At 69.7% G+C, this 23,573-nt stretch carries 26 protein-coding genes and 1 pseudogene; 6 read left to right on the top strand and 21 right to left on the bottom strand.

Going from position 1 to position 23,573, the window contains the following annotated elements:
- Positions 1 to 5: 5 nt before the first annotated feature.
- The 10 genes from EAT49_RS20605 to EAT49_RS20565 form a co-directional block, all read right to left on the bottom strand.
- Positions 6 to 3,971, bottom strand: coding sequence for a baseplate multidomain protein megatron (locus EAT49_RS20605; RefSeq protein WP_123644175.1), 3,966 nt, complete (start codon positions 3,969 to 3,971; stop codon positions 6 to 8).
- Between the two features lie 9 nt (positions 3,972 to 3,980).
- The gene (locus tag EAT49_RS20600; protein WP_093359544.1) at positions 3,981 to 4,427 is read right to left on the bottom strand and encodes an NlpC/P60 family protein; all 447 of its coding nucleotides are present in this window, start codon (positions 4,425 to 4,427) and stop codon (positions 3,981 to 3,983) included.
- A complete protein-coding gene (locus EAT49_RS20595; RefSeq protein ID WP_093359545.1) occupies positions 4,424 to 5,308 on the bottom strand; it encodes a DUF2163 domain-containing protein in 885 nt (294 codons plus the stop codon). Before EAT49_RS20595 ends, EAT49_RS20600 begins: the two co-directional genes overlap by 4 nt.
- Positions 5,305 to 5,931 carry a DUF2460 domain-containing protein gene (locus tag EAT49_RS20590; RefSeq protein ID WP_083548837.1) on the bottom strand — a complete coding sequence of 209 codons (627 nt, stop codon included), beginning with the start codon at positions 5,929 to 5,931 and terminating at the stop codon, positions 5,305 to 5,307. The genes EAT49_RS20595 and EAT49_RS20590 overlap by 4 nt, the downstream gene beginning before the upstream one ends.
- Positions 5,931 to 8,348 carry a phage tail tape measure C-terminal domain-containing protein gene (locus EAT49_RS20585; RefSeq protein WP_123644174.1) on the bottom strand — a complete coding sequence of 806 codons (2,418 nt, stop codon included), beginning with the start codon at positions 8,346 to 8,348 and terminating at the stop codon, positions 5,931 to 5,933. Before EAT49_RS20585 ends, EAT49_RS20590 begins: the two co-directional genes overlap by 1 nt.
- Positions 8,341 to 8,499, bottom strand: a complete 159-nt coding sequence (locus tag EAT49_RS21370) for a DUF7697 family protein (RefSeq protein WP_419181863.1) — start codon at positions 8,497 to 8,499, stop codon at positions 8,341 to 8,343. Before EAT49_RS21370 ends, EAT49_RS20585 begins: the two co-directional genes overlap by 8 nt.
- Positions 8,500 to 8,567: 68 nt before the next feature.
- Positions 8,568 to 9,005: a hypothetical protein gene (locus tag EAT49_RS20580; protein ID WP_083548835.1), complete on the bottom strand. Its 438-nt coding sequence runs from the start codon at positions 9,003 to 9,005 to the stop codon at positions 8,568 to 8,570.
- Positions 9,005 to 9,946, bottom strand: a complete 942-nt coding sequence (locus tag EAT49_RS20575) for a phage tail tube protein (protein ID WP_083548834.1) — start codon at positions 9,944 to 9,946, stop codon at positions 9,005 to 9,007. The genes EAT49_RS20580 and EAT49_RS20575 overlap by 1 nt, the downstream gene beginning before the upstream one ends.
- 24 nt (positions 9,947 to 9,970) lie before the next feature.
- Positions 9,971 to 10,387 carry an acyl-CoA transferase gene (locus EAT49_RS20570; protein WP_083548833.1) on the bottom strand — a complete coding sequence of 139 codons (417 nt, stop codon included), beginning with the start codon at positions 10,385 to 10,387 and terminating at the stop codon, positions 9,971 to 9,973.
- On the bottom strand, positions 10,384 to 10,809 hold the full coding sequence (locus EAT49_RS20565) for a MerR family transcriptional regulator (protein WP_062563550.1): 426 nt from the start codon (positions 10,807 to 10,809) through the stop codon (positions 10,384 to 10,386). The genes EAT49_RS20570 and EAT49_RS20565 overlap by 4 nt, the downstream gene beginning before the upstream one ends.
- A 76-nt stretch (positions 10,810 to 10,885) precedes the next feature.
- Here EAT49_RS20565 and EAT49_RS20560 point away from each other — a divergent pair, with 76 nt between their 5' ends.
- Genes EAT49_RS20560 through merA form a run of 4 tightly spaced genes read left to right on the top strand, consistent with a single transcriptional unit; the run spans position 10,886 to position 13,266 of the window.
- On the top strand, positions 10,886 to 11,275 hold the full coding sequence (locus EAT49_RS20560; RefSeq protein ID WP_062563549.1) for a mercuric transporter MerT family protein: 390 nt from the start codon (positions 10,886 to 10,888) through the stop codon (positions 11,273 to 11,275).
- Between the two features lie 18 nt (positions 11,276 to 11,293).
- Entirely contained in the window at positions 11,294 to 11,599 is a 306-nt protein-coding gene (locus EAT49_RS20555; RefSeq protein ID WP_062563548.1) for a heavy-metal-associated domain-containing protein, read from the top strand.
- Between the two features lie 4 nt (positions 11,600 to 11,603).
- Positions 11,604 to 11,837 carry a mercury resistance system transport protein MerF gene (merF, locus tag EAT49_RS20550; RefSeq protein ID WP_123644184.1) on the top strand — a complete coding sequence of 78 codons (234 nt, stop codon included), beginning with the start codon at positions 11,604 to 11,606 and terminating at the stop codon, positions 11,835 to 11,837.
- Positions 11,838 to 11,841: 4 nt separating this feature from the next.
- Complete coding sequence (gene merA, locus EAT49_RS20545) at positions 11,842 to 13,266, top strand: mercury(II) reductase (protein ID WP_246003932.1); 1,425 nt, start codon at positions 11,842 to 11,844, stop codon at positions 13,264 to 13,266.
- A gap of 50 nt (positions 13,267 to 13,316) precedes the next feature.
- Here the strand turns inward: merA and EAT49_RS20540 are convergent, their stop codons facing one another.
- The 8 genes from EAT49_RS20540 to EAT49_RS20505 all read right to left on the bottom strand — a co-directional run bounded on the left by EAT49_RS20540 (position 13,317) and on the right by EAT49_RS20505 (position 21,051).
- The gene (locus EAT49_RS20540) at positions 13,317 to 13,946 is read right to left on the bottom strand and encodes a DUF6441 family protein (protein WP_123644172.1); all 630 of its coding nucleotides are present in this window, start codon (positions 13,944 to 13,946) and stop codon (positions 13,317 to 13,319) included.
- Positions 13,943 to 14,254, bottom strand: coding sequence for a head-tail joining protein (locus tag EAT49_RS20535; RefSeq protein WP_123644171.1), 312 nt, complete (start codon positions 14,252 to 14,254; stop codon positions 13,943 to 13,945). Before EAT49_RS20535 ends, EAT49_RS20540 begins: the two co-directional genes overlap by 4 nt.
- On the bottom strand, positions 14,254 to 14,589 hold the full coding sequence (locus EAT49_RS20530) for a DUF2190 family protein (protein WP_062563543.1): 336 nt from the start codon (positions 14,587 to 14,589) through the stop codon (positions 14,254 to 14,256). Before EAT49_RS20530 ends, EAT49_RS20535 begins: the two co-directional genes overlap by 1 nt.
- A gap of 74 nt (positions 14,590 to 14,663) precedes the next feature.
- Positions 14,664 to 16,718 carry a prohead protease/major capsid protein fusion protein gene (locus EAT49_RS20525; RefSeq protein WP_062563542.1) on the bottom strand — a complete coding sequence of 685 codons (2,055 nt, stop codon included), beginning with the start codon at positions 16,716 to 16,718 and terminating at the stop codon, positions 14,664 to 14,666.
- A gap of 5 nt (positions 16,719 to 16,723) precedes the next feature.
- Positions 16,724 to 18,292, bottom strand: a complete 1,569-nt coding sequence (locus tag EAT49_RS20520; protein ID WP_123644170.1) for a phage portal protein — start codon at positions 18,290 to 18,292, stop codon at positions 16,724 to 16,726.
- The gene (locus EAT49_RS20515; protein WP_177208251.1) at positions 18,292 to 18,501 is read right to left on the bottom strand and encodes a phage head-tail joining protein; all 210 of its coding nucleotides are present in this window, start codon (positions 18,499 to 18,501) and stop codon (positions 18,292 to 18,294) included. Before EAT49_RS20515 ends, EAT49_RS20520 begins: the two co-directional genes overlap by 1 nt.
- 2 nt (positions 18,502 to 18,503) lie before the next feature.
- Positions 18,504 to 20,507: a phage terminase large subunit family protein gene (locus EAT49_RS20510; protein ID WP_123644169.1), complete on the bottom strand. Its 2,004-nt coding sequence runs from the start codon at positions 20,505 to 20,507 to the stop codon at positions 18,504 to 18,506.
- Complete coding sequence (locus tag EAT49_RS20505; protein WP_028720223.1) at positions 20,455 to 21,051, bottom strand: hypothetical protein; 597 nt, start codon at positions 21,049 to 21,051, stop codon at positions 20,455 to 20,457. Before EAT49_RS20505 ends, EAT49_RS20510 begins: the two co-directional genes overlap by 53 nt.
- A 111-nt stretch (positions 21,052 to 21,162) precedes the next feature.
- Here EAT49_RS20505 and EAT49_RS20500 point away from each other — a divergent pair, with 111 nt between their 5' ends.
- Together EAT49_RS20500 and EAT49_RS20495 are read left to right on the top strand one after the other, a co-directional pair.
- Positions 21,163 to 21,435: a hypothetical protein gene (locus EAT49_RS20500; RefSeq protein ID WP_028720222.1), complete on the top strand. Its 273-nt coding sequence runs from the start codon at positions 21,163 to 21,165 to the stop codon at positions 21,433 to 21,435.
- 95 nt (positions 21,436 to 21,530) lie between these two features.
- On the top strand, positions 21,531 to 22,103 hold the full coding sequence (locus EAT49_RS20495) for a DUF3489 domain-containing protein (protein WP_028720221.1): 573 nt from the start codon (positions 21,531 to 21,533) through the stop codon (positions 22,101 to 22,103).
- 53 nt (positions 22,104 to 22,156) lie between these two features.
- Here the strand turns inward: EAT49_RS20495 and EAT49_RS20490 are convergent, their stop codons facing one another.
- From EAT49_RS20490 to EAT49_RS21645, 3 genes and pseudogenes are all read right to left on the bottom strand, one after another.
- Complete coding sequence (locus EAT49_RS20490; RefSeq protein ID WP_028720220.1) at positions 22,157 to 22,381, bottom strand: DUF7220 family protein; 225 nt, start codon at positions 22,379 to 22,381, stop codon at positions 22,157 to 22,159.
- A complete protein-coding gene (locus EAT49_RS21650) occupies positions 22,378 to 22,860 on the bottom strand; it encodes a hypothetical protein (RefSeq protein ID WP_177208252.1) in 483 nt (160 codons plus the stop codon). Before EAT49_RS21650 ends, EAT49_RS20490 begins: the two co-directional genes overlap by 4 nt.
- Before the next feature lie 202 nt (positions 22,861 to 23,062).
- Positions 23,063 to 23,572: pseudogene (locus EAT49_RS21645) on the bottom strand (DNA cytosine methyltransferase); the annotation flags it as partial.
- Between the last annotated feature and the right edge of the window lies 1 nt (position 23,573).

Genomic DNA, 23,573 nt, shown 5'->3' with positions numbered 1-23,573 from the left:
GGCCTTCAGAGTATCAGCGTGAGGGTCTTGGGCGCGCCCCGCCCGACGAGGGCGGAGAGCTGGTAGATGCGGCTGTCGAGCGTGTCACCGGGGCCGAGCGGCGCGCCCCAATCGGCGGTCTGGTCTGCGGCGGTGTAGACCGCGCTGGTGGTGGCGGTGCTCAGCACCCGCTTAACGGTCGCGCCATCAAGGATCTCGACCTCGTAGGCTTCGAGCTCTTCTCCGAGCGGCACTTCTAGCCCGCCCCAGCTGTCGGCCGCGAGAGCTCGGGACCGGCGCGTCCAGCGGATCGTCAGATCGCCGGGCGTGCGCGGCCTGCGCCACGGCTGCTCGACATGGGCGCCGGAGAACGGCCGCAGCCCGACGCCCGCGGGCGTGAAGGATTGCGCCACATAGGTCTCGTCGCTGACGGGGCGGCTCGCCGGACCGATGCGCCAGTTCCACGGCAATCCGAGATCGGCCTCGGCAATCGGCAGGGACGCCAGCGACGCGTCCAGCACCACGACAAGAGCGCCAGCGGGCGCCGGATTGCCCATCGCGCCCTCGGTGCCGCGCTGGCCGCGCAGGAGCCGGGTCAGCCGGTATCGACCCGGCGCCAGCAGCTCGGCCGCGCCCGCCTGCACGATCTCCCAGGTGCCGGGCGCGCTCTCGATAGCCAGCGCATTGGCGCCGCCCAACAGCGTCAGGTCGGTGACGCTCTCCAGCGTGCCGGTGAGCAGATCGACCACAAGCGCATTGCCGTGGTCGAAGCGTGAGGTGGGGCCCGGATAGAAGTCCGAGACCAGCGCTCCGATCCGGGCGCGGCTGCCGAACGTGGTCAGCAACTCGAACCCGTCCGTCGAGGGGCTGCGGAACACCGCCATCTCGCCCGGCCAGGGAAGAGCGTGCGCCGCGACAAACGGTCGATGCGCGGGCTGGTCCTCGGTCAGCTGCGGCAGGTCCATCAGCACCGCGTCCGGCGCGCCGAACACCACGGCCCGCGTCAGCGACGCCGCGCGGGGATCGCCGGGCGGCAGATCGTAAGTCGCACGGTCCTGCCGCACCGCCTCGATGCCGCGCGCTGCCGCGTCGGCGATGGAGACGAGCCGCAGATCGACCAGACGCCCGTCATGCGCGAGCCGGATCGCATCGGCCGGATCGAACGCGAGGCGCGAGGGTGGCAAACGGAACGCCGCCGTCTCGCGGCCCACCCACGCCTCCATCAGCGCGCGGCGGCAGCGCCTCTCGGCCTCCTCGGGCGGCACCGCCATTGGAAAGGACTCGGACGCGATCCGGGTCGTGTCCACGGTGATGCGCCGGGCCTCGACGAGGGCCGCGTCGTAATCCTCGTCGGCGCGGGCGACCTGCCATTTCAGGGCCTGCGGCAGTTCGGTCTCCTGGCCGCGCGTCAGTTCCAGCACATCGCCCTCGCGGGTGGCCACCAGATCGTCGGGCGCGAGGGTGGCGACGGAGGCCCGGCCGCGCATGACAAAGCGGATCCCCCCCTCTGTCTCGACGGCGTCGAAGCCGAAATGCCGCGACAGCGTTGTGATCGAGGCGCGTGGGCTTTCCAGCGCCGTGATGGCGTAGCCTTCGACCGCGCCCCAGAGGCCGGTGACGTCGATCCGGGACTCGGGCAGCCCGGCGCGCAGGCAGAGGTGCCGCACGAGCGCCGCCAGCGACACCGCGCCAAGCCGTCCGGTCAGCCAGTGCCCCAGCCGCCAGTTCGCCCCGTCCGTCCAGACATCGGTCAGCGCCGGAAAGAACGGGTACGGCCGCGCGTCCCAGGTCCAGGCGGCGCATTCCGGCACATGCACCATCCGGCCGCCGTAGACCGATGACACCGGGTTGTTCGCCGGGACGCCCCACCAGAGGTACGTCGCCTCGAGATAGGCGCGCTGGATCGCGTCGTCGCGCCAGCCCCGCGAGAAATGCGGCGTGAAGCTCTCGGACGACTTCGGGTCGAAGAAGACGTTCGGCTGGTTCGTGCCCCGGTCGATGGCGGGACAGCCGAGCTCGGTGAACCAGATCGGCTTCGACTCCGGCGCCCACGCCGTCAGCGTGCCGCTCTCCACCCCGCCCGGGCGGTCGTAATGCGCGTTCGACCACCAGGCGCGAAGATCCTTGTAGCGGAAAACCCATGGCTTGCCCGCCGCGCCATCGCTGATCGGGGTGCGCACCTGTGCCACCCGATCAGCCGCACTGGCATAGAACCAGTCGAAGCCTTCCCCGCCCGCAATGTTCCCCTGCAGATAGGCCCGGTCGTAGATCGCAGGCCAGCCCGCCTGCGCATCCGCGTGCTCGAACCCGTCGCGCCAGTCCGACAGCGGCATGTAATTGTCGATGCCGACGAAATCGATCTCCGGGTCCGCCCAGAGCGGATCGAGGTGGAAGAACACGTCGCCCGAGCCGTCGCCCGGCTGGTGCCCGAAGTATTCCGACCAGTCGGCGGCGTAGCCGATCTTCGTCCCGGCCCCGAGAATGGACCGCACATCGGCAAGGAGGTCCCGATAGCCCTGCACCGCCGGATAGGTGGCCGCGCCCGAGCGGACCGTCGTCAGCCCCGGCATCTCGGTGCCGATCAGGAAGGCATCGACCCCGCCCGCCGCCGCGCAGAGATGGGCATAGTGCAGCACCATGCGGCGCAGGCCCCAGTCGCCGGGCGTGCCTGTCCACGAAACCGATTGACCCGCCACGCTGAAGCTCGCAGGTGTCGCCGCGCCAAACAGCGCCGCGACCTGGCTTGCGGCCGTGGCAGTCTTGTCGACCGATCCCGCGTAGCCTGCCGCTGGAGAACAGGTGATCCGGCCCCGCCAGGGGAAAGCGGGCTGGCCGGTCTCGGCGGCGTTGTCGGAATAGGGGTTCGGCAGGGTGTTGCCGGGCGGCACGTCCATCAGGATGAATGGGTAGAATGTCACGCGCAGCCCGCGCGCCTTCATCTCCTGGATCGCCTGCACCACGGCGAAGTCGGACGGCGTGCCGCCATAGACCGGGCGGTCCTGGTCGTCGCGGCTGACCAGGAAGGCGTTGGCACGGCTCACGCCGTTCACCGACCAACTGGCGGGCGTGGTCGACTTGGCCGAGACCTCGACGCCCGGCCGCACCTTGCAGGAGCCCGCGCGCAGGTCGTCGCCGAACCAGGCCACGACGAGGCTGACGCTCTCGACCGCAGGCGCCATCGCTTGCAGCCGGTCGAGCGCCTCCACCATGTCGGTGGAGTCGGCCAGCGCGTTCAGGTTCTCGGGCATCGTCGCGCCGCCATCGGTCTTGCGGATGGCCTGCGTGGCATATGTGAACTCGCCCGAGGCCGGGATCATGGTGACGGCGCGGGTCAGCCCCTCGGCGGTGTCGGGATCGGCGAGCGGCCGGAAGACTTCGAAGGACAGCTGCGGCAGGCGGTTGCCGTAGGTCGAAAGCGCCAGTTCCTCGAAGACGACATAGGCGGTGCCGCGATAGGCGGGCGTGTTGGCTGCGCCCATCTTCCCCGCAATGAACGGGTCCGCCGTCTGCGCCTCGTCGCCGGGATACCAGCGCCAGGTGACGCCGGAGAGGTCCATCGGCTTGCCGTCGGCCCAGATCCGGCCAATGCCGGTGATCGGGCCTTCACACAAGGCCACCGCGAAGCTGGCGTAGTACAGATACTCGGTGGTCTTGACCTTGCCGCCCCCGCCGCCCTTGCCGCCGCCCTGCGTCGTGGTCTTCGTCTCCTCGCGGAAATCGGTCGCCCAGATGATGTTGCCGCCCATCCGCATCCGGCCATAGAGCCGCGGGATCACCGCGCCCTCGGTGGCCGAGGTGATGCGCAGCGTGTCGAGCCGCGCGCCCTCGATGCGCTGGGTCGGCGCCAGCGACGAGATGATCCAGCTGTCGACGACCGAGCCGATGCTCGAGCCGATGAAGCCGCCGATGGTCGCGGCGCTCACGCCGAGGATCGCCCCGCCGATCGAACCGCCGATGGCGGCGCCGGCTGCACCGAGAACAAGCGTTGCCATGTCGGGGTCTCAGCGTTGCGGGAAGAGGAAGGCGAAGGCGATGCGCCGCCGCCAGGCATTGGTGAGCGGTTCCTCGATCACGCCGAGCCGCTCATAGGCGTGGAGGAAGGTGGCAGGACCGGTGAGGATCCCGACATGCTTGGCGATGGCGCGGGGCCTCATGCAGAAGAGGACCAGCGCGCCGGGACCGGCCTCGGCAGGCGACACCTCGATCATCATGCGCCGCGCGCCTTCGGCCAGAACCTCGCGCGGGCCGGTCTCGCCCCAGTCGCGGCTGTAAGGCAGAATCGGGAACGGCTCCGGCCCCACCACGTCGCGCCAGACCCCCCGCGCGAGCCCGAGGCAATCGCAACCGACGCCGCGCAGGCTGGCCTGGTCGTGGTACGGCGTGCCGAGCCAGGAGCGTGCGACGGCGACGACACGCGCGGGGTCGGCCGATGCGAGAGGTTGCGTCACAGCACGCCTCCCTCGTGGCCGCCATCCTTGGTGGCGTAGCGCAGCACGGCATCCTGGCCGGGGATGTGCGGGAACCCCCGGAAGTTGGCCGTGTTGGCGAACCTGGCGCCGCAGGTCTCGATCCGCTTATCGCAGCCCGCACGGATGGTGAAGGCATTGCCCTCGGAGATCTCGCGCACCGGCGCCTCGAGAAGGGTCAGCACGGCGATGCCGTCCGTCACATCATGGCCGAGAACCTCGGCCCGACGCCCCGCGTTGGAGCCACTGGTCCATTCGATGGTCCCGAAGGTGAACCAGCCGGAGGCGAAGCCGCCGAGGCCCGAAGCGGTGAAGGCGCGGTCGCGTAGAAGGTCGATCACGACGCTCGTGCCCTTGAACGCCGGGTTCTCCAGATCGACGCCGCAGCGCGCATCGCCGAGCGCGGCATCGCAGGTCGCCTGGAACGTCCGCCCGATCGTCTGGCCAAGCACATGCGCGAGCGAGCGGACTTCGGCGACGAAGGCCAGCCGCCCGCGCCGGATCTGGCCGATGGCCCCGCGCCGCATCAGCACGCGCTGGTTCGTGTCGGCCCAGTTCACCCGCCAGACTTCGACCTCGGCGTTATCCCAGCGGCCGTCGAGGATGTCGGTCTCGGTAATCCGGTCCGAGGTCAGCACGCCCTCGGCGTCCTGCGCATCGACCGAGAGGTCCGAGCCGGAACGGACCTCGGAGGCCGTCAGCCCGCTCTCGGGCTCGAAATCCGTCCCCTCGAAGCTGAGCGTCCGATCGTGGTCGGTGAAGCCGAAACTCGTGCCGTCGGCGCGCACGATCCGCCAGCACCAGGCGAGCGTCGTCGTTCCCTCGTCGAGATGGGCCTGCAGGTCGGGGTCGAGGGACTTCATCGGCGCAGTTCCAGAAGCGGGATGGAGGTGATCGAGCCGAGCCGCTCGAGGTCGAGCGTCACGTCGAGCGCGTCGGTGTCGAAACGGACCGGCACGTCGAACTCGAAGCCCGCGGTGATGGCGGCGCCAGCGCCCGGCGCGGTGCTGAAGGTGACGACGCCGGTGGCGGTGTCGACCGACCAGCCGGAAGGCTGCTCGACCCCGCCGAGCGCGATGCGCGCGGTTCCGGTCACCGGCTTCGCGACGGCGCGCGTCCAGGATTGCGCACCCGAGGCGTAGCGCTTGACCAGCTGGAAGGCGGTCGTCGCGCCGTCGCCCGTGCCGATAGACTGATCGGTGGGCGACGGCGTGCCCGAAGGCAGGCAGGACTTGTGGTCACCCCAGTCCTTGAACCGGAAGCCATGCAGGCGGCCATTGCGCGCCTCGAAGAAGGCGACGACGGCGGCCAGATCGTCGGCGCGGCGGATGCCATAGGCGACATCGTAGCGGCGGCGCGAATTGGCCCAGCTGGCGTTGCGCTCCTCGTCGCCCGAGGCGAGCTCGACGATCTGCGTGCGCCGCTCCGGTCCGCCCCGCGCACCTCGGCTGATGTTGTCGGGAAACCGGACCTCGTGAAACGCCATCACATGCCCCTCCGACCGAGCGACACGGCGCGGGCGAGATCCGCGGCGACCTGCGTTCGCGATTGCCGGAAGCTCTCGGCGTCGCGGGCCATGATGGTCACGTTGACCCCGCCGCCCGCGCCGTAGCTCTGTGCCTCCCGCCGCGACAGCACGCGTTCCCCGCGCTGCAGGATCGCGGGCACCTCGTCGTGACGAAGCCCGGCCATGCCGCCACCATGCATCCGCGGCGCGGCGGCGAAGGCCATGGCCGGGACCATCCGCGAGGGTCCAGCCGATCCGACCATCCCGCCCGCATGCAGGACGTTGGCGAAGATGCCGCCCGCCCCGGAGAAGACGCCGGAGAGCGCATTGGCGATCGGCCCGAGGATGAACCGCCGCGCCGCCAGTTGGGCGAGATCGGCCAGCAGCGACGTCACCAGATCGCGGAAGTCGAGCTTGCCGGTCTTCACGAACTGGCCCACCGCGTTCTCGGCCGACTGGAAGGCGCCGACGAGGCTCTGGCCGATGTCGCCACCGATCTCGCGGGCCTTGCTGGCGTAGTCGGAGAGCGCGGCGGTGACCGCCCGCCAGCCGGTGACGGCCGCGTCGGTCGCGGGCTCCGCTACCGCAGCAGCAGCTCCGGCCGCCACACCTGCATCTGTTGCGGCGCGCCCGGCGTCGCCGAGGGACGTCTCCAGGCGCTCCGCCGCAGCGGTGGTCTCGGCCAGTGCGTCGGCGCCGTCCTCGTCGGTGCCGCGTACGGCATCGCGCAGCGCCTGCCAGCTTTCGAGGGGCGCACGGGCCCCCTCCGCCAGGTCGCGCGCCGCGCCGCGGTAAAGGTTGGCGGACTCGAGCGCCCTGTTCGCCGCCTCGGTCAGACCGAGATCGGGCGCGGAGAGCGGATTGTCCTCGAAGGCCCGATCGAAGGCCGCCTGAGCTGCCGTGGTTGCGGCAGTCGCCGCTCCCTCGAAGCGGTTCTCGATCTCGCCGAGGTCGAGGTCCGGAACCAGCGATATGCGCCGCTCCGACCCGAGCGCTTCGAGCCCCTGGTTGATGCCGCCGATAAAGCCGTTGATCCGCGAGACCACCCCGTTCAGCATCGCCTCGACGCCATCGACCAGGCTGTTGGCCGCCTGGAACGCGAGATCGCCGATGGCGGCGGGCAGCAGGCCCCAGATCGCCTTGATCGCCTCGTAGGCGCCTTCGAAGGTGTTCGCGGCCGTGTTGCCGAAGCCCACCACGCTCTCGATGGCGCTCTGCATGCCCGATGCGGCATCCGCCTTCAGGTCGAAGAACATCGCCGTGGCGGCCGCGCCCGCCGCCGCCGCGCCCATACTGATGCGTTCCCAGACCTCGACCGCGAGGTCCTTCAGGAGCGACATCGCTTCTCCGAAACCGCCGGCGCCGGAGACGAGCCGGGTGAACTGGTAGACGAGCTCGCCCGCGCCGACGATCAGCGCGCCGATGCCGGTGCGGATCAGCGCCCCGCGCAGGACAACGAGCGCCGTGGCGAGGCCCCGGACCGAGAGCGCCGCAGCCGCCATGCCGGCGACCCAACGTCCCGCGAGGAACGCCGCGAAGGTGGCGGCATAGGTGGTCAGGCGGCCGATGTTGTCCAAGAGACCGCGGATCGCGATGCCGAGCGGCCCGGTGCGGCTGGCCACCGCCGCCATGGCATCGGCGACGGCTTCCAGCGCAGGTGCCGCTGCGACCGCCAACTGGTTCGAGAGCCCGCGCCAGACCAACCCGAGCCGCGAGATGGCGTCGTTCGTCCGCTCGATCTGGTCGGCGTCCTGCTCGGAGACGACAACCCCGAAGGCGAGGACGTCCTCTGTCGCCTGGCGCAGCGTCGCGGTGTCGATCCGGCTCATCGCGATGGAGCCTTCCTCGCCGAAGAGCTGGCCCGCGACCGCCGCGCGCTCGGCGGCAGGCACGAAGCTCTCGATCGCCGCGTTGATCGCGCCCACGCGCTGGTCCAGCGGCAAGGCGATCAGCTCATTTGCTGAAAGCCCCAGCCGGTCGAGCGCGTCGGCAGCAGGGCCGGTCCCGGCGGCCGCCTGACTGAGACGGCGCGTCAGATCCTTGGTGGCCTGCTCGATGCCGGACATGGAGACGCCCGCCAGATCGCCCGCGCGCTCCAGCGTCTGGATCGAGGCGACGGTGGTGCCGAGCGACTGCGCCAGCTTCGCCTGCGCATCGACCGTCTGCAGGCTGGACCGGATCATCGCCACGCCAGCAGCGGCTGCGGCGGCCACGGCAGCGGCAGCCGCGACCCGCACCCGCCGCGAGAAGGCCGCGAGCCGGGCGTTCGCGGCTTCCATCTCCCGGCTCAGCCGTCCGAAGCCGCGCGACCCGGCCTCGCCCACGCCTTCGAGTTCGGCGCGCACCTGCCGTCCGCCCACGGCCGCGAGGCGGACGCTGACCCTCTTCTCAGCCATGGGAATGATCCATCTTTTCGTTGAGCTTGGCCACCATCACCGCTTCGATGACGGGCAAGAGTTCACCCGCAGCAGCGGGCGGGACGCCGAGCGCATTTCCCAGAGCGAGGGCCGCGGACAGGTCCCAGCCGACCACCGCGCCGGGCAGCACGCGCAACTGACCGCCGAGGCGGCCGACGAGATCCCAGACCTGCCAGCCCTCATGGGTAAGCGGCCGGTTCAGGCGCGTCGGGCAGTCTTCGCACGCTTGCGCGCAGGCTTCGCAGTAGCACTCGCCCCCGCCGAAGGACCACTCGGCGAGAGCGCGGAGGCGTTTTTTTCCTGTTCCAGCAGCAGGCCTTTGGACACGTAGGTCAATTGGAAGGCCTCGAAGATCGGCCAGACGTCGAGCAGCGCGTCGATGGCCTCGGGGGTGGGATCGATCGGGTTGCCGTCGGCATCGCCGATGCCCTCCCAGCCGAGCACAGCCCGTCGCGCCAGCGCCTTGGCGAAGGCGACGGCGCGCTCCTCGTCGGAAGCCTCCTCGGGCACCGCCTCGACGGCGGGGTCGCTGCGCGTCGCGACCATCAGGGCGGTCGTCAGCGGGCGCAGTTGCACCCGGACGCCGGGGGCGAGGTCATGCCAGCGCGGCGCGTTGGTCAGGTCGAGCGTCAGCATCAATACGTCTCCACGTCATTCACGAGGGTGGCGGTGCACATCCGGCCGACGACGCTGTCGCGCGCGGCCTGCCAGTCGAATGTCGCCTGGACGCCCTGCGGCCCGGAAATCTCGATCCGTGGACGCGGCAGGTAGACGGCGTGCACGGTGAAGGAGAAGCTTTCGCCTGAAGGCAGGACGTAGGCGAATTCCATCTCGCAGGCCTCGCCGTTGATCGCCTGCGTCACCAGCGTCTGGTCGGCGAAGCGCACCTCGATCCGGCCCGTCAGCGCGGCAATGGATGGATCCGCGCCATCGATGCGGCCGTCCGAGCGGATGGTCTCGATCCGGTCGAGGTTGTTGGCGTAGGTGATCTCGGCCGAGACCACATTGCCGAGGGCGGTGCCGTTCCGGGTGATCGCCCCGTTGAAATGGCCGAAGCGCTTCAACTCCAGTGCGGCGGGCGTTCCGGCACTGGTCGTGGTGCCGACCGTCTCGCCCTGCGCCACCAGCCGCGCGGTCGCGGTGAGCAGGCCCGAGCGCTGCATCTGCCAGGTGATCTGGTCGAGCACGCAGCCCGAGTACATCGCATAGCGGGGCACCTCGGGCATGCCGGTCTCGATCGACATCGAGGGCAACGTCCAGGACCCCGACTGAAATTCGTGGCTGTACGGGGCCTCCGCGCCCGTGGTCGTGGGCGCGCCGAAGGCTGCCTTCAGCCAGAAGCCGAACGCCTCGGCGTCCAGCGGCACGACGACGTCGCCGTCGGCCGTCACGGCGTCCTTGATCGGCGCTAGCGGATCGCGGCCGTAGCCGAGAAGCTCCGAATTCAGCAGCGGCTGCTCCGCGCCGAGCGACGTGCTGGCGAAGGGCATGCGGGTGAAGCCGCTGACGGGCGGCGTTCCATAGGTCGTCTCGAACGCAAGCGCCATCAGCGCTCGCGCCCCTTGGGCTCGTGCCATGTTCGTCTCCTGTGGTCGGTTGGGTCAGGCCAGCGGGTCGGCCGTGGAATAGTGCAGCACGACCGGGATAACGGCGGCCTTCAGACTCGCCGCGCCCTCGACCGGCAGATCGACCGGGCGCGGGGCTTCGGCCTCGACCCAGTCGCAGAACCCGCCCAGCGTCCGGTCGGCGGCGAGCGCTGCGCCGATGCTGGCGGTCAGCGTGTCAAAGGCGGCGTCGCGATCGGCACCCTGAACGACCGCCTCGATCTCGGCTCGGTGCTGGTAGTGATAGCGCAGCGGCGACAGCGTGACTTCGGGCGCACCTGGTTCGCCATCGCGCAGGATCATCAGGCCCTCGACCGGCATGCGCTCGGGCAGCACGTCCCCGCGCAGAGCGGTGGCGGGCAGCGCCGAGAGCCGCGCGTGCAGCGCGACGAGGATGGTTTCGCGAGGTGTCATGGGTCGGCCGAGTTGGAAATCGCGTCGAGCACCGGACAATCGGGGACTTCGGCGCCCGAACACCTGGATGCAGTTGTAGCGAGGACGGATTCGATACGCCGAAGATCCGCGATCCTCGCGCGGACATCGGCAAGGTGCCGCTCCGTCCGTTCCTTGACCTCGGCGCAGGTCGGCGCGGCGCCGTCGCCGAGCCCCATCAGCCCGCGGATGTCCTCCATCGAGAACCCGAGTTCGCGGGCGCGCAGGATGAAGCGGAGGCGTGTGGCGTGTGCGGCGGAATAGACCCGGTAGCCGGCGTCCGTGCGGGGCGGGTCGGGCAGCAGGCCGGTCTTCTCGTAATAGCGGATCGTCTCGATGTTGCAGCCGGTCGCCCGGGCCAGGTCGCCGCGTGTGAAGCCGCTCTCGCGCTCGTGATCGGTCATGGGCAAGTTTCCTCTTGAGCCTGTAGTTGCTACAGACCCTACACCCATCGTCAATCACAGACGAGAGGTGCGCGACATGGCGCTGACAGACGACAGAACGGACAGCACGGGCGCGGATCGCCCCGCCCGAAAGGGCTGGCTCGCGGCGGGCGGTGTGGTGGGCGCCTTTCTCGCCTCGGCCTGCTGCATCGGGCCGCTGGTGCTTCTGACTCTCGGCATCTCGGGCGCCTGGATCGGCAACCTGACGGCTCTGGAGCCTTACAAGCCGATCTTCGCCGTGATCGCGCTCGGCTTCATCGCGGCGGGTTTCTGGCAGGTCTATTTCCGCAAGCCAACCGTCTGCGAACCCGGTTCCTACTGCGCAAGGCCAGCATCGGCGCGCATCACCAAGTCGGCTCTCTGGGCCTCCCTGATCCTCGTTCTCGCAGCCCTCACCATCGACTGGTGGGCCCCGCTTCTCTACTGACCCCGAAAGGACATCCACATGAAGAAGATCCTTGCACTCGCCTTGTTCGGCCTGACCGCCGTTGTGCCGATCACCGCCATCCCTGTTGCCGCGCAGACCGTCGCCGCCGAGCAGACCGTCACCTTCGCGGTGGACAACATGACCTGCGCGCTCTGCCCAGTCACCGTGAAGCGTGCGATGGAGGGCGTCGCGGGCGTGCGCGCCGTCGAGATCGACTTCGATGCCCGCACCGCCACGGTGATCTTCGACACCGCCGCGACGAGCGCCGACGCCATCGCGACCGCGTCGGCCAATGCAGGCTACCCGGCGCGTGTCGCGGGCTGACGAGATGACCGAGCAGTCCGACCGCAAGCTGATCGCGACAGGGATCGTCGGCACCGTCATCGCGGCGCTCTGCTGCTTCACTCCGGTGCTGGTGGTGCTTCTGGGTGCCGTGGGCCTGTCGGCCTGGCTGGGTTGGCTCGACTACGTTCTGCTGCCCGCGCTCGCCTTTTTCGTCGCGCTGACCGTGTACGCGGTCTGGAGACGGCAGCGGCGCCAGACCACTCGAACGGATGGATGACTTGATGAAAGACGATTGCTGCGCGCCCAAGGGCGATTTCGACCTTGCCGTGATCGGCGCCGGATCGGCCGGGTTCTCGGCCGCGATCACCGCCGCCGAGGGAGGCAAGCGCGTCGCGCTGATCGGCCATGGCACCATCGGCGGGACCTGCGTGAACGTGGGCTGTGTGCCCTCCAAGACGATGATCCGGGCCGCGGAAGCCCTGCACGGTGCGCAGACAGCACATCGGTTCCCGGGCCTGAACAGCGAGGCGCAGGTCGCCGACTGGTCGGCGCTGATTGCGGCCAAGGACGATCTTGTCGCGACACTGCGCCAGAAGAAGTACGCCGATCTGCTGCCGGGCTACGGCGGTGTGACCTATCTCGACGAGGGTCCGGCGCGTCTCGTCCTCGGCGGGGTCGAGGTCGGCGGGCGCAGGATCACGGCTCCCAAGGTGATCGTCGCGACCGGTGGCCGACCCGCCGTGCCCGACATCCCTGGGATCCAGGACGCACCAACGCTCGACAGCACGTCGCTGCTGGAGCTGGACCGGTTGCCCGAAAGCCTGATCTTCCTCGGCGGCGGCTACATCGGCGTGGAGCTGGCGCAGATGATGGCGCGGATGGGCACCCGCGTCACCATTGTCTGCCGCTCGCGCCTGCTGCCGCGCACAGAGCCGGAGGTGTCCCGGGCGCTGACGGAGACGCTGCGCGCCGAGGGCGTCGCGGTTGTCGATGGCGCGACCTACGACGCCGCACGGCGCGACGGGGCCCGTGCGGTCCTGACGGTGACGGTGGACGGCGCAGACCGCGATCTGACGGCCGACCGCCTCGTCCTGACGACGGGACGCGCAGCCAACACCGAGGGGCTGGGCCTCGCGGAGATGGGCGTCGAGACCGACGCGCGTGGCGCGATCCGGGTGGGCGACGACATGCAGACCACGAAGGCCGGCATCTTCGCGGCGGGCGATGTGACCGACCGCGACCAAATCGTCTACATGGCCGCCTATGGCGCCAAGCTCGCGTCCCGCAACGCCGTTCTGGGCGGGGCGGAGCGCTACGACAACGCCGCGATGCCGTGGGTGGTGTTCACCGATCCGCAGGTCGCCGGCGTCGGGCTGACCGAGGCGCAGGCGCGCGCCGCGGGTCATGACGTCAAGACCAGTGTGCTGACGCTCGACAACGTGCCCCGCGCGCTCGCCGCCCGCGACACGCGCGGCCTGATCAAGCTCGTCGCGGACCGGGCGACCGACCGCCTCCTGGGCGGCGTGATCATGGCGCCGGAGGGAGCCGACAGTGTCCAGACGCTCGCCATGGCGCTCAAGTTCGGCATGACGACAAAGGCGCTCGGCGAGACGATCTTCCCCTATCTGACCACGGTAGAGGGGCTGAAGCTCGCCGCGCAGACCTTCGACAAGGATGTCGCGAAGCTGTCGTGCTGCGCGGGGTAACCCGAGCCGTCGGTTTCGTGGCTGCCGAGCAAGATTGCGCATCGATGCGATCACAACCTACCCCCCACCCAGTTCGCCACGATCAGCCCCGGCACGCTGTCCAACGCCCGGTCTGCATCCCGCGCCAGATCCAGCCGCTTCGGCAGCTTGACCTGCGGCACCAGCAGGAAGATCGGCGCAGTGACCTTTCCGCGCCCGGTCTTCGACCGCGACACCACCGCCTGGCCTTTCGTGTTCAGCCGCCCCTCGGCGACCAGCAGGCTGGGGCCCGTCCGGCGATAGACGAAACGCAGGCGGAGGCCGCGTCGCCGCTCCCATTCACCGGGGGTGATCCGGCCGCCGCGCAGGGATTTGCCCGCCGCGGGCAGCGGGATCGCCAGCCAGAACCCGTTCTTCGATCGGATCAGCGGCCCGGTGTCATGCGCACCGACGATTACTGGCGCCTTCGACCAGACCAGCGCCGCAGCCTCAAGGCTCTCGCCCGACCTCGGGAAGTTCTGGCTCCGGATCGAGTTGGCGAGCCGTGTACCAAGCCCCGCGTCGGTGATCTGCAACCGCCACGCCGTCTTCAGCCCAGTCCCGGCCTCGCGAATGGCGGCGGTGACGGCCCGTTCACCCGCCGCGACCTCGGCCGCCATCATCGCGACGATGTCGGGATCGATGTCGAGCTTCAGTTTCACGCGGGCCTCAGGTCGACGGTCCAGACCAGCCGCTCGCGGTCGCGGACCGGCTCGCCCTGTATGAGGAAGGCCTCGCCGTCGATCTCGATGCGGTCGCCGGGACGCGGGTTCGCCACCTCGGCCACGCGCAGGTCGATCCGGGTGGTTTCGGACCAGAGCCGCGCGTCGCCGAAGTCGGTGACCGCGTCGGCGCGACGGGCGACGGCACGCACCAGCACGGGTGTACCGCCGTCGGCGATGTAGACCGCGTCCCGGCCGATGTTCGGATCGGCGAAGAGCGCGCCGATGGCGGCGGCGAAGGCCGACATCAGAACGTCGCGTTCAGGCGCACCCGGCCGATGGTGTCGCCGGCGCCGCTCGCCACCGCCTCGACGGCCGCGCCGATGAGGGTGTTGTCGGTCGCGACGGTCGTGGTGCGCTTGTTGGTGTCGTCCCAATAGACCTTGGCGCCAACCGTCCACGCCTGGGAGCCGACCTTGGTGATGTCGAACACGCCGACGAGCGCGGTCTCGACGGGCTCGCCAATGGCGGCGGCACCCGCGGCGATGCCGAAGATGGAGCCGACGAGCAGGCCATCGCCGGAGGCGACGGCATAGGGCGCGGTCAGGGTGATGGTGTTGCCGGGCTGGACGTAGGTTTTCATGATGGGGATCCTCGTGGAAAGACGAAGGGCGGCCCGTCAGGACCGCCCGTGTGTCAGGGTTCAGGAAGCGCGCCTTACGCGCCCGGGTTCTTGTAGAGGCCGCGCCAGTCGATGGCCTTGGCTCCGAAGTCGAGGCGGCACTTGATCTCGACCCCGTCGACGTCGAAGCCGTTGCGCGTCTCGATATAGGCGCCCTGCTGGCCCTCGAGATAGGCGTACTCGATGGTGTCGATCTGGTTCGGGCTGGCCGCCAGATACCAGGCGGTCTCGCTGGCGGCGTCGAGCCGGGGCTCGCTGATCGGCGCCAGCGTCCTGATCGACTGCGGCACCACGCTGGACGTCGCGGCGGGCACGAGGTTCTGGGCCACCAGCTGTTCGGCTTTCAGTTCCAGTGAGGCCGGCACGATCAGGAAGGCAGGCCGGACGTTCAGCACCGTCTTCTTGTCGAGGCCGGTCTGCTTGGCCATCGCCGCGCGCGCCGCTCCGACGCTGCTGACATCGAGCGCCGCGCCGGTGCCTGCCAGGTTCTTGTGGGTGGTGTGGAAGAGCGCATTGCCGTCGGCCATCGCCGGGTTGGCGGTGATGATGCCCCAGACCACGTCCGACTCCAGCTGGGCGATGGAGTTGCCGTACATCGCCGGGATGCGGGTGAAGGCGTCGAGATCGTCGTTGATCAGCGTCTGACGGGTGATGGCGACCACCCGGCCATAGGTCTTGACCTTGTAGCTCTCCTTGCTCTCGCCCAGCGTGCCGCGCTTGAACTCGCCGCTTTCGCCGACCTCGAGCAGCTGCGGGGCTTCGCCGAGCTGGACGCGATGCATCGCCTTGAAGTCGGTCGCCAGCACCTGGCGACAGAACAGCATGAAGGTGCGGGGATAGGCCTCGTAGGCCTGCCGCAGCGTCTTGTTGGTGACGGCCGACAGGATCTCGGGGAAGTCCGAGGTCGAGTGCAGCGCGCGCGTCGCCACCTCGTCACGCGACAGGCCGCGCGTGTTGACCCCGGCATTGCCGAGGCTTTCGCGGGCGAGCTCCAGCAGCGTCATGCCGCGATACTGGCGCGCGGCGTCCTCGAGCTGGAACAGCGTTGGGCTGTAGCGGTGCAGCAGTGCGTTCGCCACCGCGTCACGGCGGGTGATGCACTCGTCTCGGCCGCCGAGCGGGACGGAGACATGGGGGAAGTTCCGGGTCTCGTCGGATTTCGCGGCGACCTGGTCGAGGATCAGTCGGCGGGACTCGTCGATGCTGACGCCGCGCTTGACCAGATCCTCGGCGAAGCCGCGCTCGAGGTTCAGCCGCCCGGCCAGATCGTAAATGGTGGAGACGCGGTCGCGCTCGGCCTCGCGGGCGCGGGTGGCGACCACTTCGGTATCGGGCGCGGGAGTTACCTGCGTCTTCTGGCTGCGCGTCTCGCTGGCCGCGACCTTCGGGTCGGGCGCAGCCGGTTTCGGCTCGGTCATGGGGGTGTCCTCGGTTTCGACCGGCGCGGTCGGCTGGGTGTTGGCGGGGGTTGCGGCGTCGCTCGCCGGGGTCTGGGTCGTGTCCGTCATCGGGATCGGTCCTTTCGTGGTGGAAGGGGCGTCCCGGCGGTGGAGGACGCAGTCGTGAAGGGGGTGCTGGGCGCGGAAGCCCGCTGCTGGGTCGGCTCCGACCGCGACGGCGGAGACCTCGAAGGGCGTCCAGTCCACCGCGCGCCAGAGCTCGCGGGCGCCATCAGGCTTCGAGATATCAAACCGGTGGACCTGGTAGCCGATGGAGACGGCGCGGATGTGCCCCGCCTGGATGTCGCGCCAGATCGGCTCGACATCGGCACGCTCGCTGATCCGGACCAAGGCGATGCCGCGACCGTTCTCGATCCGGGCCGAGCCCGGCACGACCGAGCCGATCACCGCGTCGAGCGTGTCGAGCTCGTGCACCTTCAGGAACGGCGCGCCCGCGTTCAGCCGGTCGAGCCGGACATGGGCCGGGTCGAGGCTGAGTTCCTCGTCATAAGGCTCGCCGAAGAAGGTGGCACGGCGGACGCGAGCCCCGGCCGACCAGACCACCTCGACGGTGCGGTTGTCGGCATCGGCCGTGTTCGGCGCAAGCTCCGCCGACCGGCGCATGGCCGGCAGTTCGATCATCGTGTCCATGAAGGTCAGTCCTGTTGGTCGGCCTGCGCCGGGTCTGTATCCGCGTCGGCGGTCGGGTCGTCGGCGTCTGGTTCGTCGGCGGCCGGATCGTTCGCCGGATCGCTGGCCCCGTCTTTGGATTGTGCGCTGCCGGTCTTGGTGACGCGGCGAGGGTCGCTGTCGAGGACCAACCCCAGCGCGTCGAGCTTGGCGTTGGTCGCCGCGATCTCGGCCAGCACGGCGTCGGGGTTGCGGCCCTGCCGGGCGATCACCTCGGCCAGCGTCATGGTGCCCGAGCGGATGGACAGCAGGTTCGCCATCGCGTCCTTCTGCGGATCGACCGCCTCGAACTTCGGCGGCGACCATTCCACAGGCACGATCGGCGACGGGATCTGCCCCGCCGCCCATGCGGCTTCCGTGAACCACCGCCACACCGGGGCGCAGAACATCGGGATGAACAGCTGCCATTGGACGGCGTCGATCTGGCGGCGGAACTCCACGAGACCCGCCCGGATCGAGGAGTAGTTCACTTGGGACAGGTCCCCCGTCAGCAGCTCGTAGGGCACGCGGAAGCCTGCCGAGATCGTGTGCAGGCTCGCGCGCTTGTATTCGCCGTAGCCGCCCGTCGCCGAGGGCTGGTTGAAGCGGATGTCCTTGCCGCCGCGGGCATAGGCGATCAGCCCCGGCTCGAACTGTTCCACCCGGTTGCCGTCGGCATCGACCACGGAGGGCGCGATGCCCTGTTGCGCCTCGTCGTCGCCGAAGACGATGGCGGTGACGCAGGCCTCGGTCTTCTTGCGAACCAGTTCGGCCACTTCATAGTCGTCGAGATCACGCAACGACCGGATCACCGGCGCGCCCCAGGGGACGCCGCGCGCTTGCGTGCGCTGCTTCTCGTAGACATGGGCGATCTCGGTCGCGGGGACCGGGCGGCTCTGCAACCCGTTCTGCAAGGCCCCGTAGGCGTCGCCCGGATGCTCGGCATGCAGCCAGTAAGCCCGGCGCTTCCCGACCGGGTCGAACTCGATCCCCTGCACGAGGCGCCCTGCGCCGAGGGCTCCGGACTTGGTGGCGTCGAGGAAGTCGGCTTCCAGCACCTGCAATTGCAGCGGCACCGGCAGGCCGTCGCTCGCGCGCCGCAGGCGGCGGCGCACCAGAACCTCGCCCGCCTCGACCATCTCCCGGCAGATCAGCGTCTGCAGGCCATAGAAGTCAAGCTGGCCATCGGCGTCGCAGTCCGCCGTCCAGCGTTCGAAGAGCGCATCGACCTTCCGGTCCAGCTTGTCGTCGCCGCTAGCGGCGCGGGGCATGATGCCCGCGCCGATGATGTTGTTGACCAGCACCGCCACGGCCTTGGCCGCATGCGGGTTGTTGCGCACCAGATCGCGCATGCGGTCGCGCAGCAGCGCCCCGGCGACGCCGATTTCGGTGTCGGCCGAGGATCCCGGCGCGCGCCAGCCGTCCGTCCGTCGCCCGCGCGCCGCGCCGTCATAGCCACGCGTCAGCGTCTCGAATGCCTGACGCGCCATCACGCGCCGAGCCGCCATGCGCGGCGCCACCGTGGCGATGGCGTGGTCGAACCAGGTCGCCGACATCAGCGATCCCCGCGCGAGAAGCCAGCGAGCCCCGCCACGGGCAGCGGGCGGCTGAAGCCCGCGATGGCGCGCTCGATGGTCCGGATGCGGGCGAGCAGATCCTCGGCCGAGCCGTAATCCACCGACTTGCCGTCATAGCTGACGCGCGTCGTGCCGCTGGCATAGGCCCGGCGCAGCGCCGAAAGCTCGGTTTCCGTCCAGTCGATCATGTTCAGAACCATCCCTCCCGCCGCCCGAGCCAGTCGGAGCGGCGCTTGCCCTGCGGGGCCTGTCCCGGCCGGTTGATCTGCCCGGCGGGATCGGTGTCGGTGGGGGCGGCCCCGAGCTGATCCTCGAGGTCGCGCCATTTCTCGTCGGGCCAGCGGTCCGCGCCCGCGATCCAGGCGGCTGCGCGGGCGTAGACCCGGCAATCCAGCGCCTCGTTGCGCTCGCGCAGCTTCTGCCATTCCAGCCGGGCGAAGCCGCGCTTGGTGCGCACCGTCACCAGCTGCTCGGCCACGAACTGCTTCAGCCATTCGTTCTCGACCCAGTGCGGCAGGTGCACCGAGCCGGGCGGGAACGCCGCCCCGTCGGCCATCTCCTCCTCGGTCGGGCGTGCCAGCCGCAGGAAGCGGTAGGTTTCGGCCTTGAAGGTCGAGACCGCCACGGTCCAGAGCCGCGCCCCGCGCCGCAGGCGTTTGCCGCCCTCGGTCGCGTCGACAAAGGTCGGCCCCGACACCGGGCTCGAGCGGTTGAACCCCTCGACGCCCTTGACCGGCGACACCTGCGCGAAGCCTTGCGCCCGCGACCAGGAATAGACCGCCGGGGCCTCGTAGCCGGTGTCGATGGCGAGCCGCGCGATCCTGAGATGCGCGCGGCGTTCATGCGGCCAGGACCTGTCCAGCAGCGCGGTCAGCTCCGACCAGGCGTCGTGCCGGTCGGGCCCGCCCTCGATGACGACGTGATCGACGAGCCAGCTTTCCAAGCCGCGACCCCAGGCCCAGACATCGACCTCGATCCGGTCCTTCTGCACGTCGGCTCCGGCTGTCAGGAACAACCCGCCTGCTGGCACCGTGCCGGATTTCCAGCGTTCGCGCCGGTCGTAGAGCCGCTGCCAGTCGGGCGCTTCCCCGGTCTCGACCCATGTCTCGCCGAGGATCGTGTTGCGGAACGCCTTGATCGCCTCGTCCGACCCTTGGGCTGCTTCCCATGACCGCACGATCCGCTCCCAGCTCAGCCAGCCGATCGGCGAATAGAGCGCCGAAAGGTGATACCCGACCGTGGTCGGATCGGCGGCCGTGGCGGTCGCCCGCCATTCGCCGCCCTCCAGCATCGCCGTCTTGTGGTGTTCCGCGATTGCCGCGTCGCAGCCCTCGCAGTGATACTCGGCCGTCTCCGGGCGGCCCTTTTGCCAGCGCAGCCGGTCGAACTTCAGCCATTGTGCGTGGCCGCATTGTGGGCACGGCACGAAGAACCGACGCTGGTCGCTGGCCTCGTACTCGCGCTCGATGCGCGACAGCCCCCGGATCGTGGGCGTCGAGACCAGCAGCACCTTGCGCCGGTGGGCGAAGGTCAGGGAGCGCGCCTCGGCGAGCGTGACCGGATCGCCTTCCTCGTCGGCCGAGGCGGGATAGGCGTCGACCTCGTCGAGGAAGATGTAGCGCGCCGGGGTGGACCGAAGCCCGACCGCCGAGTTCGCGCCCGTCATGATCAGGATGCCGCCCGCGAACTCCTTCGAGAGCATCGTGTTGCCCGCATCGCGGGATCGCGCGGGCTTCACCCGCTCCCGCAGCTCTGGGCTTTCATCGATCAGCGGGTCGATGCGCTGGCGCGAGTTGCGCTTGGCCAGTTCCACGGTCGGCTGGACCGCCAGCATCGGACCCGGCGCCTGGTGGATCGCGAACCCGATCCAGTTGTTGCCCGCCTCGGTCGCGCCGACCTGCGCCGCCTTCATGAACACGATCCGCTGCGTGGGATCCCCCGGCGACAGCCGGTCCATGATCTCGCGCATGTAGGGCGTGCGCACGGTGCGATACCGCCCCGGTTCGGCTGAAGCCCGCCCCGAGAGCATCCGGTGCCGGTCCGCCCATTCCGAAACGGTCAGCTCCGGGTCGGGCCGCAACCCGTTGCCCCAGGCGCGGAGGATCTCGCCCGCGCCGTCGAAGTCGATCAGGCCATCATCGTCACCGGAAGTCGGGCCGGACCTCGGCGAGTTCGTCGAGGTGGGCGCGTACATGTTTCTCCAGGACCTTCTGCATCGCGGCTGGCTCCACGGTGATCTGCTGGCCGGTCACGTCGGCGCACGAGGCTGACAGTTCGGCCGCCATCAGCGCCGCCGCGCGTGCAGGCCAGTTCACCCACGCGTCCCGTTCCTCCCGCGCCAGCCGGAACACCAGCGCCAGCGCGCGGGCCCGCTCGATCAACTCCCCCTTCAGCTTCTGGAGCCGGATGCGCCGCTCCTGCGCTTTCAGCACCTCGTTCGCGGTCTTCGCCTGCAGGAAGGTCGTGCCGCCGCCGACGGCCGGGACTGCCAGCCCCTGTTCACGCAGCGTGTCGCCAACAGCGGCCACGGCCGCCTCGGGGACGGGCTTCAGCTTCGGCGTGGGCGGCTTGCGGGTCTTGGACGGGTCGGTCGTCTCGGCACGTCTGGCGTCGCTGGCGGCCGCGTTGATGCTGCCGTCGGGATAGAGGACCAGCCGCTCGGCGGCCTTGGCCTTCTGGATCGCGCCCCGCGACAGCCCGACATGCGCGGCGTACTGGCGCTCGCTCATGCCCTGCATCGACGGCTCCGATTATCTATCGAAATCATGTTCTTATCGAGTTGATAAGCAGCGCGACCGGAGCGAACGTCCGTTCAGAAGGACGATGCAACTCACCAAGGAGCCATCACGATGACCACGCGCCTGAACCCGATCACCACCCCGCGCCACGAACTCCGCGCCGAGAAGGCGCGCCGGAATAAGGAAGCCGCGCTCGCGGCCTTCATCGGCAAGAAGGCCGAGATCGACGAGATGCTCGCCCGGCTGCAGACGCTGAGCGACGACCACTTCAACGCCCACCCCGACGAGATCAACTGGGGCCATGTCGGCACCCTCGAACACTACGCCAGCCTCCTGAAGCGCATCACCGACAGCGCCTTCGGCGAGGGCGAGCACGCCCGCTGATCTCCGGCACTGCCGGAACTCCCGCCGCGCGCCCTGCGCGGCTCGGGGTCGTAGGAGGCGCCGCATGACGCGGGCCCGAATACGGAGACGATCCCATGACCAAGCTTTCTGACACCCAAGCCATCATCCTCAGCGCCGCCGCACAGCGCGAGGACCGCATCGCACTGCCGCTGCCCGAGAGCCTGCGCGGCGGCGCCGCTGCCAAGGTGGTCGGCGCGATGCTCGCGAAGAACTTCCTGCAGGAGGTCGACGCCGACACGCGCAAGGGCGAGCTTATGTGGCGCGAGACCGGAGACGGCCACGGCGTCACGCTGGTTGCCACCGACGCGGGCCTTGCCGCCATCGGGATCGAGACCGAGGACGCGAACCCCGCGCCTGCGGGCGCGACGGACGCGCCTACCGAGGAGGCCGCGCCGGACACCCCCACCGTAGCCGAAACCGCGCCCAAGACGCGCACACCGCGCGAGGGCACCAAGCAGGCCACGCTGATCGCCATGCTGCGCGCACCGGACGGCGCGACCATCGAGGAGATCATGGCCGCGACGGGCTGGCAGTCGCACACGGTGCGCGGCGCGATGGCGGGGGCGCTGAAGAAGAAGCTCGGGCTCGAGGTGACCTCGGAGAAGGTCGAGGATCGGGGGCGCGTGTACAAACTCCCCGCCGCCTGACGCGCCGGACCCCGACAAGCTGATGACCGCCGTCCCTACGGGGCGGCGGTCGATCATTTGGCGCTCCGCATCCGGATCGCCTCGAACACCCGCCGCAAGGCGAAGGAACGGGCGATCGAGACGACGGTGAAAATGGCGCCCATCTTCAGGTTCTGCGCCAGCGTCGTGTGCAGCCCGAAGATCGGGAAGATCAGGATCTGCGTCACGACCGCGACGCCGTAGCCGACGATCACGTTGGCGACGGACTCGACCAGCGACATGAGGCGGGTCTGCTTCATGCCGCTGCCTCATCCATCGGCCAGCAGTTCAGCCGCGAGAGTTCGCAGCGCATGCGCCGCAACCAAGGGGACCACGCCGTTGCCACAGAGGCGAAGCCGGTCCACCCGGTGGGCCAACCCATCAGTGCCTCGACGAACAGCGGGTTCAAGGTCCGGCGCGGCTCGGAGGTATCGCTCCCAGCCATCGGCGTCACCAGGACCTGGCGGCCAAGCAGGCCGTTCACCGGCGTGTTCGCGAGTGTCGTCGCCCCGTCCTTGTGATCCCGCGCCGTCGGCGTCATCCACAATCCCACCGCATGGGTCAGATCGGCCGTCTTGCGGTTGCCCGCGCTCGGCTTGCAGCCGTCGTTCGCCATCGGCGTCGGCCAGTCCCGCGCCATGCGGTCCAGACCCTTCTCGTCTCGTCGTTCGCCGCCCCGGCTGCGGAAACTGTCGGTCTGCGGCGTGGGCCACATCGCAGCCGTGGTCGCCAGGTTCATGCCGTGCTGGCCCGCTTTCTGCGACGGCGTCGGTATTGTCTGCCTGTTCTCGTTGGCGCTGGCCCTTGGCGTCGGCCAGAGCCGCAGCAGTTCCGTCCGGTTCCCGCCACTCGACCGGGTGCCAGAGCAGGCGCGCGGGGTCGGCCAGATCGTCCCCTTCGCGGATGGCGAGGATGAAGAGCCGCTCGCGCTTGTGGGGCGCGCCGACTTCCGCCGCCGTGAAGAGGCCTGCCGCAAGGCGGTAGCCCATGCCGACCAGTCCTGCGGCGACTTCGGGGAAGCCGAGGCGGAGATGATGGGCGACATTCTCGAGGAAGACGAAGGGCGGTTCGACCTCGCCGATGATGCGGGCGACATGCGGCCAGAGGTGGCGCGGGTCGTCGGCGCCCCGGCGTTTGCCCGCGACGGAGAACGGCTGGCACGGATAGCCCGCAGTGACGATGTCCACCGCGCCGCGCCACGGGCGGCCGTCGAAAGTTGCAACATCGTCCCAGACAACAGCCTGATCCAGGGACGCGTCTTCCATCCGCGCCACGAGAGTGGCTGCGGCGAAGGTTTCCCGTTCGACATGGCCCACAGCACGATATCCGGGGATGGCGATGGTGAGCCCGAGGTCGATACCGCCCGCGCCGGAGCAGAGGGAGAGGCCGAACAGACATGCGTCTCCGGCTCCGGAAGCGTCTCCGGAGGAAGGTAGAGCCAGGTCATGCATG

This window comes from Histidinibacterium lentulum (genome assembly GCF_003789055.1).
Lineage (GTDB): Bacteria > Pseudomonadota > Alphaproteobacteria > Rhodobacterales > Rhodobacteraceae > Oceanicola > Oceanicola lentulus.
Note: the sequence above shows the minus strand (reverse complement) of the source record. Positions and strands in the feature narration are given on the sequence as shown.

Coding starts and splice junctions, on each gene's coding strand:
- EAT49_RS20605 (WP_123644175.1), bottom strand. CDS start 3,971: ATGGCAACGCTTGTTCTCGGTGCAGCCGGCGCCGCCATCGGCGGTTCG.
- EAT49_RS20595 (WP_093359545.1), bottom strand. CDS start 5,308: ATGAAGTCCCTCGACCCCGACCTGCAGGCCCATCTCGACGAGGGAACG.
- EAT49_RS20590 (WP_083548837.1), bottom strand. CDS start 5,931: ATGGCGTTTCACGAGGTCCGGTTTCCCGACAACATCAGCCGAGGTGCG.
- EAT49_RS20585 (WP_123644174.1), bottom strand. CDS start 8,348: ATGGCTGAGAAGAGGGTCAGCGTCCGCCTCGCGGCCGTGGGCGGACGG.
- EAT49_RS20580 (WP_083548835.1), bottom strand. CDS start 9,005: ATGCTGACGCTCGACCTGACCAACGCGCCGCGCTGGCATGACCTCGCC.
- EAT49_RS20575 (WP_083548834.1), bottom strand. CDS start 9,946: ATGGCACGAGCCCAAGGGGCGCGAGCGCTGATGGCGCTTGCGTTCGAG.
- EAT49_RS20570 (WP_083548833.1), bottom strand. CDS start 10,387: ATGACACCTCGCGAAACCATCCTCGTCGCGCTGCACGCGCGGCTCTCG.
- EAT49_RS20565 (WP_062563550.1), bottom strand. CDS start 10,809: ATGACCGATCACGAGCGCGAGAGCGGCTTCACACGCGGCGACCTGGCC.
- EAT49_RS20560 (WP_062563549.1), top strand. CDS start 10,886: ATGGCGCTGACAGACGACAGAACGGACAGCACGGGCGCGGATCGCCCC.
- EAT49_RS20555 (WP_062563548.1), top strand. CDS start 11,294: ATGAAGAAGATCCTTGCACTCGCCTTGTTCGGCCTGACCGCCGTTGTG.
- merF (WP_123644184.1), top strand. CDS start 11,604: ATGACCGAGCAGTCCGACCGCAAGCTGATCGCGACAGGGATCGTCGGC.
- merA (WP_246003932.1), top strand. CDS start 11,842: ATGAAAGACGATTGCTGCGCGCCCAAGGGCGATTTCGACCTTGCCGTG.
- EAT49_RS20535 (WP_123644171.1), bottom strand. CDS start 14,254: ATGTCGGCCTTCGCCGCCGCCATCGGCGCGCTCTTCGCCGATCCGAAC.
- EAT49_RS20530 (WP_062563543.1), bottom strand. CDS start 14,589: ATGAAAACCTACGTCCAGCCCGGCAACACCATCACCCTGACCGCGCCC.
- EAT49_RS20525 (WP_062563542.1), bottom strand. CDS start 16,718: ATGGACACGATGATCGAACTGCCGGCCATGCGCCGGTCGGCGGAGCTT.
- EAT49_RS20520 (WP_123644170.1), bottom strand. CDS start 18,292: ATGTCGGCGACCTGGTTCGACCACGCCATCGCCACGGTGGCGCCGCGC.
- EAT49_RS20515 (WP_177208251.1), bottom strand. CDS start 18,501: ATGATCGACTGGACGGAAACCGAGCTTTCGGCGCTGCGCCGGGCCTAT.
- EAT49_RS20510 (WP_123644169.1), bottom strand. CDS start 20,507: ATGTACGCGCCCACCTCGACGAACTCGCCGAGGTCCGGCCCGACTTCC.
- EAT49_RS20505 (WP_028720223.1), bottom strand. CDS start 21,051: ATGCAGGGCATGAGCGAGCGCCAGTACGCCGCGCATGTCGGGCTGTCG.
- EAT49_RS20500 (WP_028720222.1), top strand. CDS start 21,163: ATGACCACGCGCCTGAACCCGATCACCACCCCGCGCCACGAACTCCGC.
- EAT49_RS20495 (WP_028720221.1), top strand. CDS start 21,531: ATGACCAAGCTTTCTGACACCCAAGCCATCATCCTCAGCGCCGCCGCA.
- EAT49_RS20490 (WP_028720220.1), bottom strand. CDS start 22,381: ATGAAGCAGACCCGCCTCATGTCGCTGGTCGAGTCCGTCGCCAACGTG.
- EAT49_RS21650 (WP_177208252.1), bottom strand. CDS start 22,860: ATGAACCTGGCGACCACGGCTGCGATGTGGCCCACGCCGCAGACCGAC.